General features: G+C 61.4%; 11 protein-coding genes. 6 read left to right on the top strand and 5 right to left on the bottom strand.

Features of this window, described 5'->3' with window-relative positions; translation table 11 throughout:
• Complete coding sequence (locus tag ACQZ5N_RS11105) at positions 1 to 885, bottom strand: ABC transporter permease (protein WP_269832454.1); 885 nt, start codon at positions 883 to 885, stop codon at positions 1 to 3.
• Positions 882 to 2,033: an extracellular solute-binding protein gene (locus tag ACQZ5N_RS11100; RefSeq protein WP_425644609.1), complete on the bottom strand. Its 1,152-nt coding sequence runs from the start codon at positions 2,031 to 2,033 to the stop codon at positions 882 to 884. Before ACQZ5N_RS11100 ends, ACQZ5N_RS11105 begins: the two co-directional genes overlap by 4 nt.
• 268 nt (positions 2,034 to 2,301) lie before the next feature.
• On the opposite strand from ACQZ5N_RS11100, the gene ACQZ5N_RS11095 reads away from it, so the two are divergent.
• The 6 genes from ACQZ5N_RS11095 (at position 2,302) to ACQZ5N_RS11070 (ending at position 9,005) form a co-directional block, all read left to right on the top strand.
• Positions 2,302 to 2,484: a hypothetical protein gene (locus ACQZ5N_RS11095; RefSeq protein ID WP_020810615.1), complete on the top strand. Its 183-nt coding sequence runs from the start codon at positions 2,302 to 2,304 to the stop codon at positions 2,482 to 2,484.
• Between the two features lie 149 nt (positions 2,485 to 2,633).
• A complete protein-coding gene (locus ACQZ5N_RS11090; protein ID WP_020810616.1) occupies positions 2,634 to 2,960 on the top strand; it encodes a GCG_CRPN prefix-to-repeats domain-containing protein in 327 nt (108 codons plus the stop codon).
• 193 nt (positions 2,961 to 3,153) lie between these two features.
• The gene (locus tag ACQZ5N_RS11085) at positions 3,154 to 3,849 is read left to right on the top strand and encodes a superoxide dismutase (RefSeq protein WP_448732903.1); all 696 of its coding nucleotides are present in this window, start codon (positions 3,154 to 3,156) and stop codon (positions 3,847 to 3,849) included.
• Positions 3,850 to 3,963: 114 nt separating this feature from the next.
• Positions 3,964 to 4,953: a Bug family tripartite tricarboxylate transporter substrate binding protein gene (locus tag ACQZ5N_RS11080; RefSeq protein WP_059756400.1), complete on the top strand. Its 990-nt coding sequence runs from the start codon at positions 3,964 to 3,966 to the stop codon at positions 4,951 to 4,953.
• A gap of 460 nt (positions 4,954 to 5,413) precedes the next feature.
• Entirely contained in the window at positions 5,414 to 7,216 is a 1,803-nt protein-coding gene (locus ACQZ5N_RS11075; protein WP_448732902.1) for an ABC transporter ATP-binding protein, read from the top strand.
• 181 nt (positions 7,217 to 7,397) lie between these two features.
• Entirely contained in the window at positions 7,398 to 9,005 is a 1,608-nt protein-coding gene (locus ACQZ5N_RS11070; RefSeq protein WP_448732901.1) for an ABC-F family ATP-binding cassette domain-containing protein, read from the top strand.
• On the opposite strand, the gene ACQZ5N_RS11065 is transcribed toward ACQZ5N_RS11070, so the two are convergent.
• The 3 genes from ACQZ5N_RS11065 to ACQZ5N_RS11055 are packed head-to-tail and all read right to left on the bottom strand — an operon-like array spanning position 8,999 to position 13,075.
• Positions 8,999 to 9,949 (bottom strand): Csu type fimbrial protein, encoded by a 951-nt coding sequence (locus ACQZ5N_RS11065; protein WP_448732900.1) that lies wholly within the window; start codon positions 9,947 to 9,949, stop codon positions 8,999 to 9,001. The two genes, ACQZ5N_RS11070 and ACQZ5N_RS11065, sit on opposite strands and share 7 nt — an antisense overlap.
• On the bottom strand, positions 9,946 to 12,384 hold the full coding sequence (locus ACQZ5N_RS11060; RefSeq protein ID WP_448732899.1) for a fimbria/pilus outer membrane usher protein: 2,439 nt from the start codon (positions 12,382 to 12,384) through the stop codon (positions 9,946 to 9,948). The genes ACQZ5N_RS11065 and ACQZ5N_RS11060 overlap by 4 nt, the downstream gene beginning before the upstream one ends.
• Positions 12,356 to 13,075 (bottom strand): fimbrial biogenesis chaperone, encoded by a 720-nt coding sequence (locus ACQZ5N_RS11055; RefSeq protein WP_448732898.1) that lies wholly within the window; start codon positions 13,073 to 13,075, stop codon positions 12,356 to 12,358. The genes ACQZ5N_RS11060 and ACQZ5N_RS11055 overlap by 29 nt, the downstream gene beginning before the upstream one ends.
• Between the last annotated feature and the right edge of the window lie 11 nt (positions 13,076 to 13,086).

The raw sequence follows: 13,086 nt of genomic DNA, 5'->3' as shown, positions 1-13,086 counted from the left end.
TCATTTCCCCTGGTTGCGTGCGACCGAACGCACGTAGAACAGGCCGAATGCGATGCAGAAACCGAAAGCGATGACGGCCTGGGTCATGGCGCCGATGGGATCCTGCACTTCGCGCAGCGTGCGCTGCATGAAGGGGCCGAGCATTTCGGGAGAGGCCGGTCCGAGAAGATAGGGCAGGGTGAAGGAGGAAAAAATGCCGAGCACCGAAAAGGAAAGCGCCACGAGGATGGAATTGGAAATGCGCGGCAGGATGATGTGCCAGAAGACCTGAAGCGCGTTTGCGCCGACATCCCGCGCCGCCTCCACCGACTGGTTGGCGACGCTGCCGAGGCCCGCGAGCAGGATGAGAACGGTCAGCGGAATATTGTCCCAGACAAGACCGATGACCGGTCCCCACGGGGTGAGATAGGGCGTGCGGATTTTCGGCAGGTCGACCGCGTTGAGCAATATGTCCACCATACCGTTGGGCCCGAGAACGCGGATGAAGGCGAAGGCGAGGATGATGGAGGGCACGAACATCGGGAAGATGGCAAGCGCCTGCACATAAGCCGAAAGACGGCCTTGCGAAAAGCGCAGGTAGAGCGCGATCGGCAGGCAGATCGCCAGCAGAAGGATCGCGCAGACCATTGTTGTCCACAACGTCACGGCAAGATTGTCGAGGCTGTAGCGGTCCGAAAAGAAGAAGCCGTAGCTCGAAAGATCGAAACCCGTTTCACCGTTCGCTCCGGTGCGCCAGACGGTGCGGCCGATGGCGTTGATGGCAGGCCAGATGACGAGCCAGATCATCAGGAACACGGGGATGGCGACGAGCAGGAGGCCGATTGGCCTCCTGCCTGCCGTATTGTCGATGAGCGGGCGAACCGCTCCTTCCGCAACCTCGGTCACGACTTGCGGTCGACGTTGGGAGCGACGTTGCGATACCAGCCATCATTGATGGCGGTTTCCCATTTGCCGGCCGGGAAGGTCGGAATGGTCTGCGGGATGATGTCGGCAAAACGCTTGCGCAGTTCGGCCGGCACATAGTCCCAGGAAACGCCGGGGAAACCGCCGAGTTCGGTGAGGATCGCGCCCTGAATTTCTTCCGACAGCACGAAATTGGCGAGCTTCAGGGCAGCATCGCGATTGACGCCGTTGTCAAGCACCACGGCGCGCGAGAAATCACCGCAAAGCGCCAGATCCTGAAGCTGGACGAGGCCGGTTTCTTGCGGCAGAACGCCCTGATCGATGGCCTTCAGCACCTGATCGGACCAGACAGGGGTCATGGTGACGACGCCCTGCGAAAGCAGTTGCAGCGACTGCGTGTTGCCGGAGGAATATGCGCCCTTGTCATAGAGCGACGGTGCGATGTCCTTGAGCAGCGCCCATGCCTTGCCGAGAGCCTTGTCGCCGGCTTCCTGGGTGTAATTGTCGACAGTGAAGGCCTTGGGGTCGAGGCCGTTGGCCTGATGGATGGCGCGGCGGACGAAGTTACCGCCGGAGCCGCCCTTGTCGGGACGGTTATAGACGAACTGGCCAGGATTTGCCTTGATCCATTTGACGAGCTCATCCCAGGTCTTCGGTGCATCCGCCGGCTTGAGCTTGCTGGTGTCATAGGCGAGCAGAACCTGGCTGCCGCGATAGGGCAGGCTGTATTCGCTGCGGATGGCGAGCGGATTGATGCGCGAATAGTTGGAGAGGCCGGCTTTCGCCATGTTTACATAGATGCCGGCATCGATGCCGCCGGTGGGCAGCAGCGGATCGGCCGTTTCGAAATAATCGGCCTGCGGATCGGTGCCCGTCTGCTTTGCGGCGATGGCGCGTTCGCCGATGGCGGTGATGCCGGCGCTGTCGCCAGCATCGACGAGGTTGAGCTTCAGGCCGGGATTGGCGGCTTCGAAGGCGGGCTTGATCGTATTGGACCAGAAATCGAGGATATTCGTATCCGAACTGGTGTACCAGTCGATCGTGCCCGGAGCGGCGAAGCTCATGCGCGGTGCAAGGGCGAGACCGGCGGCGGCGCCTGCGGCGGACATCATAAAGGTGCGGCGTTTCATCTATGTCTCCGATGTTTTCGGCGCGAGTGGAACTGCTGAGCGCTGCCCCCGGAAAGATGGGGAAGGCTCTGGCCGGTCGTTGCACAGCCGTGCATTTTTTGAACGGGCCGGCGGCGGTTCTAATGTCTTTCCATAACGCTTTCGTGACGGTTGCTGCCGACAGGCATCGCCGGCACGCCCTGTCCGGGTGGCCGTTCGAAAGCTGGCCCTACTAAAGGCGTTGCCGGGCAGGTAGAGTGATCGCGATAGCATTGGAGGGAGGGGAGCGATGATCGCAGCCTATATCGACGAATTCATCATGTTTTGTGCCGGCCTGTGGATGACATGTGTCGGCTTCGGTTATCTGCCGCTGTCAAAAAATACGGTCAATCAGCCGCCGGTTGTTCGTCACTTCAGGTGGATGGGGCCTTTGCTGATCGTCATCGCGTTTGTTCTGGCCCTGGCCAGTTGACGGGAAAATCCTCCGCAAAACTTCGGTAAAGAAAGAGCCGGCCGGTGATCGGGCGCGGGCGTCCGTGCCACGAAAAGATCACGATTCATTCAGCCGCAGTTCACCCGGCGGGGCGCTAAATCCCCTCATCCCACAAGGAGGGAGATAAGATGCGCAAGATGATTCTAACCGCCGGACTAATTCTCGGCGCCCTGTTCGGCACCGGTGCCAACGCCATGCCTGTCGGTCAACCGTCTGCACCGTCGGCATCCCACATTCAAAAGGTGGATTATGCCTGCGGACGCGGCTTCCATTTGACCCCGCGCGGCTATTGCCGTCCGAACGGACCGCGTTATGAGCGCGGCTGGGACCGGCGCGACCGCTGGGAAGCTCGCCGTGAATGGCGCGAGCGTCAGGCCAGACGGGAATGGCGTGAGTGGCGCGACCGCAGAGATTATCGCGACTATCGCGACCGTCGCGATTATTATCGATACTGATCGGGCAAGGCCCTCTCCGCGTCGGGAGGGCCTTTCTCATATGGGCCGGTGAGGTGCCCGCCCTCGGGGAGGGTGTGAATACAGCGTTCCTGCTGCAAATCAGCATGGGCTGCGACAGAATTGCCTTCAATGTGAGGAAACCCGGACGGCAGTTCGGGGTTAGTCCCGTATCACCGTTCATAAGGAGGATACGATGGACATCGCCAGACGCACGATTCTCACCGCCGGCGCGGCCACCGCCGCCGCTGCAATCTTTCCCCGCCCGCACGTCGCACGTGCCGCACTGCCCTTGATGCAGCCCAAACTTCCTTTCGCCGAGGCCGATCTCGCGCCGGTGATTTCGGCGAAAACGGTGGGTCTTCATTACGGAAAACACCACAAGGCCTATTACGACAAGCTGAATGCGCTTGCCGCCGGCACGCCCTATGCCGACATGGAGCTGGCGGAGATCGTGACGCAATCCGCCAGGTCGAAAGAGGCAGCGGACGTCAAGATTTTCAACAATGCCGCACAGGCTTGGAACCATGTCGCCTATTGGGATCAGTTCGTACCGGGCGGGCCGAACCGGCCGACGGGCGATCTCGCCGCTTCGGTAGACGAGACCTTCGGTGGCTATGATGGTTTCATCAAACGCGCGGTCGATGTCTCCGATACGGTCTTCGGCACCGGCTGGGTCTGGCTGACGCGCGGCGACGACGACCGGCTCGCGCTGATCGGATATGAGGACGGCAAAAATCCCGTCGCTGTCGGTCGCCCGGCCTATCTCGGCATCGACATATGGGAGCATGCCTATTACGTCGATTATGAAAATCGCAAGGCCGAACATATTCGCGCCGTGCTCGACAGGCTGGTCAACTGGCGGGTCGTTGAAGAACGTCTGAAATCATAACGATCCTCTTTCTCCCGAAGCCTGCCGGGAGCGGCCGGCCGCCTGCGGGTTGCCCTGAGGTGCATTTTAGCTACTATGCGCCCATGGCGAGGAGGCCATGTTACAGGAGGGTTCATGATTTACCGGTCTTCAAAACGGCGCATGGTGCTGAAACTTGCCGCTGCGGCGGTTTCTTTCGGCATGCTGGGAACGGCTGCGGTCGCGCAGGGCTTCCCCGATCGAACGATTACTCTGGTCGTTCCTTTCGCGGCGGGCGGCTCCACAGATGTGGTCGCGCGTGTTATCGCACAGAAGATGGGTGATGAGCTCGGCCAGCAGATCGTCGTTGAAAATGTCGCCGGGGCCGGCGGCAATCTCGGTGCCGACCGCGTGGCCCGCGCCGATCCCGACGGCTATACGATCCTGATGGGCACGGTTGCCACCCACGCCCTCAACCCGCTCATTCTCAAGACCAAGCCATACGATCCGGAAAAGGATTTCACGCCGGTTTCGCTGCTCGTGGTGGTGCCGAATGTGCTGGTCGTCAATCCGAAGCTCAACGTCAACAGCGTGGCGGAACTGATCGCTCTCTTGAAGGCCGAGCCGGACAAACATGCCTATGCCTCTTCCGGCAATGGCACCCCGCTGCATCTTTCCGGCGAGCTGTTCAAGAGCATGGCCGGCGTCAGCATGCAGCATGTTCCCTACAAGGGCGCAGGTCCGGCGCTCAACGATCTGCTCGGCAATCAGATTTCCATCATGTTCGACAATCTGCCGTCTTCGTCCGGACATATCAAATCCGGCACGTTGCGGGCGCTCGGCGTCACGACCAAGGAGCGCGCCTCGTCCTTCCCGGATCTGCCGACAATCGCCGAGACGGTGCCGGGTTATGAGACCTATACCTGGAATGCGCTCTTCGCCCCGGCCGGCACGCCGGCTGAGGTGGTCGACAAGCTGAATGCCGCGGCCAAGAAGGCGCTTGCCGATCCGGGGGTTGCCGCACGCATGGCGGAATTCAGCGCCAAGATCGTCGCCTCTTCGCCGGATGAGCTGAAAACCCACGTTGCGGCGGAAATCGCCAAGTGGGGACCGGTGGTCAAGGACGCGAATGTGCAGATGGACTGACCGGTAACGGCAGATACCATCCCGATTTTCCGCCGCACATCCTGCCGGTTGCGGACGGAAATAACGACCTGACGAAATCGTGGCCGATGCCGTTGTCGCATCGGCCACGATTTATAGTGTCGCACCCAGCCGGTGTGGCCTTTCCGCATCACTCACCAGACGGTTGCAAAAACCCGCTTGGCAAGCTCTAACCGCTGAGTTACAAATCTCTTTACCGCGTCAGATCGAACAAAGGGAGGCGTTGCATGACACCAGCATTCTTCGAAACCCTCCCGCAGGGAATGACCCGACACTAGGTCATATCCATTCGCGGCCCGCCCTGAGCGCGCCCGACATGCGGTTTTACTTCCCCCATAGCCCGATTGATCTGACGGGATCACTTCGTCTCCCGCCCGGGCTGTGCCATCCAACTTCCGTTTTGAGGACCGGTCGCCGATTATAGGGCGCTGGGCTGGTAAAAATGACTCGCAAGAAGCTCGATTTCCGCGCCGATGCCTATCGACATGTGCTCGGCTTTGTTTTCAACCATTGGCGTCATCGGCCGGCGCTGGTGGGTTTCATCATCGTTCTGGTGATCGCCAGCACGCTGGCCGAAGTGATGGTGCCGGTCTTCTCCGGCCAGATCGTCGATGCCATTGCCGGTGGCGCCGGGGTTGGCAACGGGGCGGATAAGGCGCTGCGCGCCTTCGTCATCGTGGTGGCGCTGGGGCTGGTGAGCGTGGTGTTGCGCTGGTTCATCTTCAACGGCATCATCCGGCTGACACTGAAAATCATGGCGGATGTCGCCAATAACGGCTTCCACAAGGTGCAGCGCTTCTCCACCGACTGGCATGCCAACAGCTTCGCCGGCTCCACGGTCCGCAAGATCACGCGCGGCATGTGGGCGCTGGATTCGCTCAATGACCTGCTGCTCGTCGCGCTTTTGCCGTCCATCGTCATGCTGGTGGGCGCGACCATCGTGCTCGGCAGCTACTGGCCGGTCATGGGCCTGATCGTCGGTCTCGGATCGCTGATCTATATCGGCGTCACCGTCGGCCTTTCCATGGGGTATGTGTCGCCGGCGGCAAGGCTCGCCAATGCCTGGGATACCAGACTTGGCGGCGCGCTGGCGGATGCCATCAGCTGCAATTCGGTGGTCAAGGCCTTCGGTGCCGAGACCCGCGAAGAAACGCGGCTGGGCCATGTGCTGGTGAAGTGGGATAACCGCACGCGCAGGACATGGAAGCGTGGCACGCTGAACGGCACGATCCAGAGCTTCATGATGGTCTCCATGCAGGCCGGCATTCTGGGCACGGGCCTCATCATGTGGCGGCAGGGGCTGGCGACGCCTGGCGACATTACCTTCGTGCTGGCGATGTTCTTCGTGTTGCAGGGTTATCTGCGCGATGTGGGGCAGGATATCCGCAACCTGCAACGCGCCGTCAACGACATGGAAGAGCTGGTGCTGCTGGACAAGATGCCGCTCGGCATCGAGGACAGGCCGGATGCAGGGCCGATCAGAATTGGAAAGGGCGAGATCGTCTTCGATCACGTTACCTTCCAGTATGGCGCGCATCCCACGCCGCTTTACGATGACTTTTCGGTCACCATCAAGGCGGGTGAACGGGTGGGTCTGGTCGGCCATTCCGGTTCGGGCAAGACAACCTTCGTCAAGCTCATCCAGCGGCTTTACGACATCAAGTCGGGTGCGATCCGCATCGACGGCCAGAATATCGCCGGGGTGACGCAATCGAGCCTGCGCGGCCAGATCGCCATCGTGCAGCAGGAGCCCATCCTGTTCCACCGCACGCTGGCGGAAAACATCGCTTACGGCCGGCCGGATGCCACGCGGCGTCAGATCGAGCAGGCGGCGAAACAGGCCAGCGCCCACGATTTCATCATGTCCCTTCCGAAAGGTTATGAGACGATGGTGGGTGAACGCGGTGTCAAGCTGTCCGGCGGTGAGCGTCAGCGTGTCGCCATCGCCCGTGCTTTCCTTGCGGATGCGCCGGTGCTGATACTGGACGAGGCCACTTCCAGCCTCGACAGCGAAAGCGAAGTGCAGATCCAGCAGGCGATGGAGCGGCTGATGGTCGGCCGCACCACACTCGTCATCGCCCATAGGCTCTCCACGGTCAGGGCGCTGGACCGGCTGCTGGTCTTCGACAAGGGCAGGATTGTCGAAGAGGGTGACCATCAGGCGCTGATCCGCCTCAATGACGGCATCTACCGCCGGCTGTTCGAACGGCAGGCGCTGGAGCTGACCAAGGGTCTGGTGGCCTGAAAAAACGAAACGCCGGGGGTATCCTCCCGGCGTTCCCTTCCCGAACATTGACCCCGCGCCACGAACACGCCGCTTTTTTCGCGTAAGGGGGTGTTCTGCGCAACACCAACAGGACGGTGAACCATGGATTTCCACCCGATCACAAAGCCGCAACGCCTTGTCATCAGGGGAACCCATATCCATGCCGCATTCCATCACTCTCTCGGACCTCTCGTGGTCGACACCTGACGGTCATCCGCTCTTTTCTAACATCAATCTTCGCTTCGGATCCGAACGCACCGGCCTCGTCGGGCGCAACGGCGTCGGCAAGACGACGCTTCTGAAACTGATCGCCGGCGAGTTGTCGCCGTCCGCGGGCACGGTTTCCGTCTCGGGCAGCGTCAATCTCCTGCGCCAGAGCGTGCAGGTCGTGTCGGACGAGACCGTCGCCGACCTGTTCGAAGTGCGCGGTGCGCTGGAGGTGCTTGCCCGTGCGCAGGCGGGAACGGCCACTCTGGAAGAGCTTGAAGACATCGACTGGATGCTGGAGGAGAGAATTGCCGGGACGCTCGCGCAGGTCGGGCTGGATGCCTTGCCCTCCACGCCGCTTTCGGCGCTGTCCGGCGGACAGCGCACGCGGGCCGCACTTGCGGCTCAAATCCATGCCGCGCCGGATTTCCTGATCCTCGACGAACCGACCAACAATCTCGACCGGGACGGACGCATTTTCGTAGCCGATTTTCTGGCGGGCTGGCGCGGCGGAGCGATCGTCGTCAGCCATGATCGGGAGCTTCTCGAAACCCTCGATGCGATTGTGGAAATGACCACGCTCGGTGCCACCCGTTACGGCGGCAACTGGAGCCACTACCGCGCACAAAAAGCGCTGGAACTGGCCGCCGCCGAACAGGACTTCGCGGATGCGGAAAAACGTCTGTCGGATGTCAAGCGCCGGTCGCAGGAGGCGCTGGAGCGCAAGGCCCGCCGCGATAGCAGGGGTGCTGCAAAAGCGGCGAGGGGCGACATGCCGCGTATCCTTGTCGGTGCGATGAAAAGGCGTGCCGAAAAGACGAGCGGCGACAATGCCAATCTGGCCAGCCGCCTGACGGCCGAGGCGACGGAAGACCTGAAGACGGCGCGTGAGCGGATCGAAATCCTGCAGGGCGTCACTGTCACATTGCCGCCCAGCGGGCTGCACGCGACAAAGACCGTTCTCAGCCTGCAAAATCTGACCGCGGGGTATCAGGCCGAACACCCCGTGCTTCGCGATCTGTCCTTCGAGATCACCGGGCCGCAACGCGTCGCCGTCACCGGTCCGAACGGGTCTGGAAAAACGACGCTGCTTTCGGTGGTCACCGGGGAATTGCCGCCATTCGAAGGGGCGGTGCATGTTGGGGTGAAGTCCGTGTTTCTCGACCAGCAGGTCAGCCTGCTCAACGCGAACCTGTCCATCCGCGACAACTTCCTTCGGCTTAACCCTAAGGCCGGGGAGAATGCCTGCCGCTCCGCGCTTGCGCGCTTCATGTTTCGTGCCGATGCCGCCTTGCAGATCGTTGCAACGCTCTCGGGCGGGCAGATGCTCAGGGCCGGTCTCGCCTGTGTCCTGGGAGGCCCGCAGCCTCCGCAGTTGCTGATCCTCGACGAGCCGACCAACCATCTGGATATCGATTCCATTGCGGCCGTGGAGGCTGGCCTTCAGGCCTATGACGGCGCCTTGCTGGTCGTTAGCCACGATGAGGCGTTCCTCGCCGCCATTGGCATCGAAAGGCGGCTGGAACTTGGGAAGTCGGAGATGCGTTCGGGCGCTCAGTAGTTCACCGTCACGACGACCGTATCGGAGTAGTTTCCCGGCGCCGGTGTGTTCTGCGCCGGGACGCGGCCATAGACAGTCAATGTCTGCAGGCCGCCCGTTCCGGTGCCGGTGGCTATCTCGCCCGCCGCACTTCCCCATACATTCGTGCGGTTCACGTCGCGGTAGAGACCATAGGTTATCGATGCGCCCGCCTGCACCATCTGGCGCGCGGCTGGCGGGCTGTTGCTCAGTCCGCCATTGAGCGCCACACTGTAGTTCAGATTTGTGGTGCAGGTCAGATTGATCGCTCCGGTCGCATTGACTGCCGTGTTCAGCACGCCGTGACTGCCGAAATCGATGTTCTGGGCCGAGATGATGCATGTGGGCGCCACTGCGGCCGACACGTTGAACGGCACCTGCGTGGGGTTCTGGGTCACGGAAGAGCAGCTCGGTGCGAGCAGGGTAAAGCTCGTATAGGTGAAGCTCGTTTCCGCGCCGGCGAAGCTGGAGAGGTAAAGGCCGCGCGCTGCCGAGGCCTGACCGGCGTTGATCCGGCCATAGACCGTGCGGCTCGTGGTGTTGATCAGGAGCGGCAGCGCCATGTCGATTGGCGGAGGCGAGCCGAGTGCGGGCTGCGTGACCGATCCCCATGAGGTTGTCCGCGCCGAGTTCTGGTAGAGCTGGTAATTGAGGATGTTGCTGCCCTGAAGCATGCGACGTATGCCGCCCGACTGTCCGCCGCTTCCGGCATTGATATTGGGGCAGATGCGGATGGAAAGCGCCAGCGACAAGGGGTTGGAGCAGGTGACTGACAATGTCGCCGTCGTGTCCACGGCGCTGCCGCTTGCAAGATTGACGAAGCCGAAATTCATGTCCGACATGCTGAAGGTGCAGCTTTGCGCCAGTGCCGGTGAAGCCGAGAGGAAAGCGGCAATGGCAAGGGCGGTACGGGTCAGGACCTTCATTGGATGCTCCTGCATAGGGTTTCGAAAGTTGCGCGCGTCGTGCCGGCAGAGGGGAGGGTGATCTGCGCTTCGCATTCGCCCTTCGTCGGCTGCATGATGCGGAGGCGATGCGTTTCGCTGATATTGTCGAGATAGGCCTGTCCGTCATAACCGACGATGAAATCGCGCTTGCCGTCGATTTTGCCGGTCGATCCGGTTTCGATGAATTCGCCGCTCTCGTCTTTCAGCGTCACCAGCGCCACCTGACCCTCGGTTTCCACCTTGAAATTGACCACCGCGCCGGCCTGCTGCGTCGGCCTGACGGTCTGTTTCGTCCGGTCGATGCGGGCGTCGACCGGGAGATTGCTCGGGTCGAGCGTGATGTTGTTGACGTCATAGGAACGCAGGTTCGGAAGCAATATCTTGCCGCGGCGGTTGGTCTGGCCGATGGGGCGGTTTTCCAGAAGGATATCGACGCCGGGCGCGCCCGCATCCACCACGGCGAAAGCGTCATCGATCCGGTTGCCGACAAAGACATCGCCGCCGGCGAGCGCTATCGATCCTTCGATCTGCGCATAGGCCTGTGTCGTGCGGTTGAATTGATCGACGCCGGCCGAAACGCGCGCGGCGCTGCCGCGGTAACTGCCGGAAACGGAGGCGATATCGTTGCCGCCGGTCGAGCCGCGCAGGCGCCAGCCATAACTTCCCTCGGCCTGCTCTTCGGATTTTCCGACCTCGGCCGTCAGCGAATATCCATCCGCATCCGACGACATGCCGGCCGAGCCGGAGACGCCGCCGCCGAACGACCAGGAGAGGCCCGCGAAGATGCCGTAGGATTTATTGTCCTCGAGATCTTTATAGGCGGTGATGAAGATATTGCCATTCTCGCCGAACGGTCGCGTGGCGGAAAGGCCGAGCAGCCGGGATCGTCTTTCATCGAAGGTTTCGAGTTCCGTATAGGAGAAATTGAGGCTGGTCTCATCGAAACCGAGCTGGGTGGAAACGGAAATCTGGTCGAGGGCACGCGGCGGCCGCGCGCTCAGCAGCCCGGATACCGTGCGGATATCGGACAGGTCGGCGGAGACGGAGGCCATATCGTGATAATCGCCGAATGTCCTTTGCGACCGTGCGTGAAATTTTACCCCCAGCAATTCCGCTTCGACGCTTGCGGAAAGCTGATAACCGCTTTCCGCGCCAAAGCGGCTCGATGCGCCCGAAACCGCCGCCAGTCCCTGCGCTCCAAGGGTGAAGACGCCGCCAAAGCCGATATTGTAGAAATTCTCGCCGCCTTCCGCATGGCCTTCCAGCGTCAGGCTGTCCGACACGCCATAACGCAGCGTCGCCGAGCCCAGCGGTTTGTCATCGTAATCGAAAGACGAGGTTCCGTAATTGCGCCGGGCAAAGCCAAGCTCGGCCGAAAAATCGATGAGGCCCTGCGCCAGCAGATCCGGTGAAGCATAAAAGGGCGTTTCGGACACGGTTTCGCGCCCCAGCGCATCCCGCACCACCAGCCGTGCATTGCCCGCGCCGCTGATGACAGGGAGATTGGTGATCGAGAAGGGCCCTTCGGGAACATCCTGCGACAGGCGGCGGACATTGTTGACATAGACGTCGACGGTGGAGGGCACGGCAGCGGAGCCGGCAAATTCCGGCATCGGCATGGTGACGATATCTGGCCGCAGGTCGAAATTGCGGCGGATCTGCAGGCCGCCCAGCCGCGTTGGGCGTGTCCAGCTCAGCCCGCCGGTGATGAGATCGCCGGCCCGATAGCTCGTCAGTGTGTCCTCGTCCGAATAGCTCCAGGTGGTATCGAGGCGCTGGGTATCGAACTCCGACAGGCGCGATGTGCTCAGAACCTGCGATGAGGACAGCACGCCGAGCGGACCGAAGGCCCTGCTTTCCAAAAGGGCCGAAACACCGTTGAAATCGGCGATATCCGACCATTTGTTGCCGCCGGAAGAACCGTAGATCGTGTAATTCACCAGACCTCCAAAATCGCTCGTGGCCTTTTCCCGGGTCTCTTCGTCTTGCTTCTGCGCAATCTTGCCGGAGGCGTCGATGACCCTGTTTGCCCGCGCCGCCATCGGCAGGGTGAAATGCATGGACTGGGTGCCTTCATCGTAACGCGCCACCACATCCGGCAGCCGGGAAATATCGATCCAGCCATCATCGCCGGCAGCGCTTTCAACCGGGGAAATCCCGATATTGGTGAGCTGTTCCGGCTCGATGAGAAACGATCCGGCGTCGTTTTGACGAAATGTGGCGATCAGTTCTGTCGAAACATCGTTGATGTAGACTTCGAGCTGCAACTGTCCCGCTTCTTTTGCGGCAAAAGAGGCCGGTTGCGCCGCAGGGGGTATATCCTGCGCCACGGAGAAATTGCCCGATGAAATGACCGTCAGAGCGGCAATCGTCAAAACGGCGAGATCAGCCGCCCGAGACGCGCGCCGTCGCATTGACGGGGCCGCCTTCGCTGTCTGCCGAAATCTTCAGCGTGCCGCCGCCTTTTTTGCCGCCCGTTGCCGGAACCACAAAGCTTGCGGCGGATCCGCCAAGCACATATCCCACCAGGCCCTGCTGCCGGGCAAGCGCCTGTCCGTTGCTACCGGAAAGCATCAGGTTGGCGATCCTTATCCGTTTTGCGCCCGTGTTGGACACCGAGACCCGGTAGCCATTGCCCTGCGGCGTTATCTTCCAGGCCGGTTCCGCGTCGCTCGTGGAGGCGGGTGAGAAGAAAACGGGTATGGAGTGGCGCACCACCAGATTGACCGTGCCGGATTGCGGTCTTCCCGCCGGCGGCAATTCGTCGACAATGACGCGGTAACTCTCTTCGGCCCGAAGCGGCGCCTTGGAAAGCCGGACGATGCGGATGAGGTTTTCCGCGCCTCCCTTCAGTTGCGTCATCGGAGGGCTGGCGACGACGTCCTGCGCCGCCGTATAGACGTCCTGCCCATTTTGCTGGGTCCAGCGGAATATCCTGACCTGAACGTTGATCGGGGTTTTCGCATCGTTCCAGATGCGGAGGCTGGAGGCCGCGGTGGGCGCTTTAAGATCCAGAAGCACGGGTGCGACCCGTAGCGATGCAGACTGTGAAGGTGAAACACTCAAACCGGCAAAAAACGCAGCCGCTAAGGTAAAAACACGCATGCGCGATCCTC

It is taken from the genome of Agrobacterium sp. 22-221-1, from assembly GCF_053522445.1.
The sequence above is the reverse complement of the archived record's forward strand: the minus strand, read 5'-3'. Positions and strand labels throughout refer to the sequence as shown.

Excerpts from the sequence above, each read along its gene's own strand:
- ACQZ5N_RS11055 (WP_448732898.1), bottom strand. The coding sequence starts at position 13,075 with ATGCGTGTTTTTACCTTAGCGGCTGCGTTTTTTGCCGGTTTGAGTGTT.
- ACQZ5N_RS11090 (WP_020810616.1), top strand. The coding sequence starts at position 2,634 with ATGCGCAAGATGATTCTAACCGCCGGACTAATTCTCGGCGCCCTGTTC.
- ACQZ5N_RS11100 (WP_425644609.1), bottom strand. The coding sequence starts at position 2,033 with ATGAAACGCCGCACCTTTATGATGTCCGCCGCAGGCGCCGCCGCCGGT.
- ACQZ5N_RS11070 (WP_448732901.1), top strand. The coding sequence starts at position 7,398 with ATGCCGCATTCCATCACTCTCTCGGACCTCTCGTGGTCGACACCTGAC.
- ACQZ5N_RS11085 (WP_448732903.1), top strand. The coding sequence starts at position 3,154 with ATGGACATCGCCAGACGCACGATTCTCACCGCCGGCGCGGCCACCGCC.
- ACQZ5N_RS11095 (WP_020810615.1), top strand. The coding sequence starts at position 2,302 with ATGATCGCAGCCTATATCGACGAATTCATCATGTTTTGTGCCGGCCTG.
- ACQZ5N_RS11065 (WP_448732900.1), bottom strand. The coding sequence starts at position 9,949 with ATGAAGGTCCTGACCCGTACCGCCCTTGCCATTGCCGCTTTCCTCTCG.
- ACQZ5N_RS11080 (WP_059756400.1), top strand. The coding sequence starts at position 3,964 with ATGATTTACCGGTCTTCAAAACGGCGCATGGTGCTGAAACTTGCCGCT.
- ACQZ5N_RS11060 (WP_448732899.1), bottom strand. The coding sequence starts at position 12,384 with ATGCGACGGCGCGCGTCTCGGGCGGCTGATCTCGCCGTTTTGACGATT.
- ACQZ5N_RS11075 (WP_448732902.1), top strand. The coding sequence starts at position 5,414 with ATGACTCGCAAGAAGCTCGATTTCCGCGCCGATGCCTATCGACATGTG.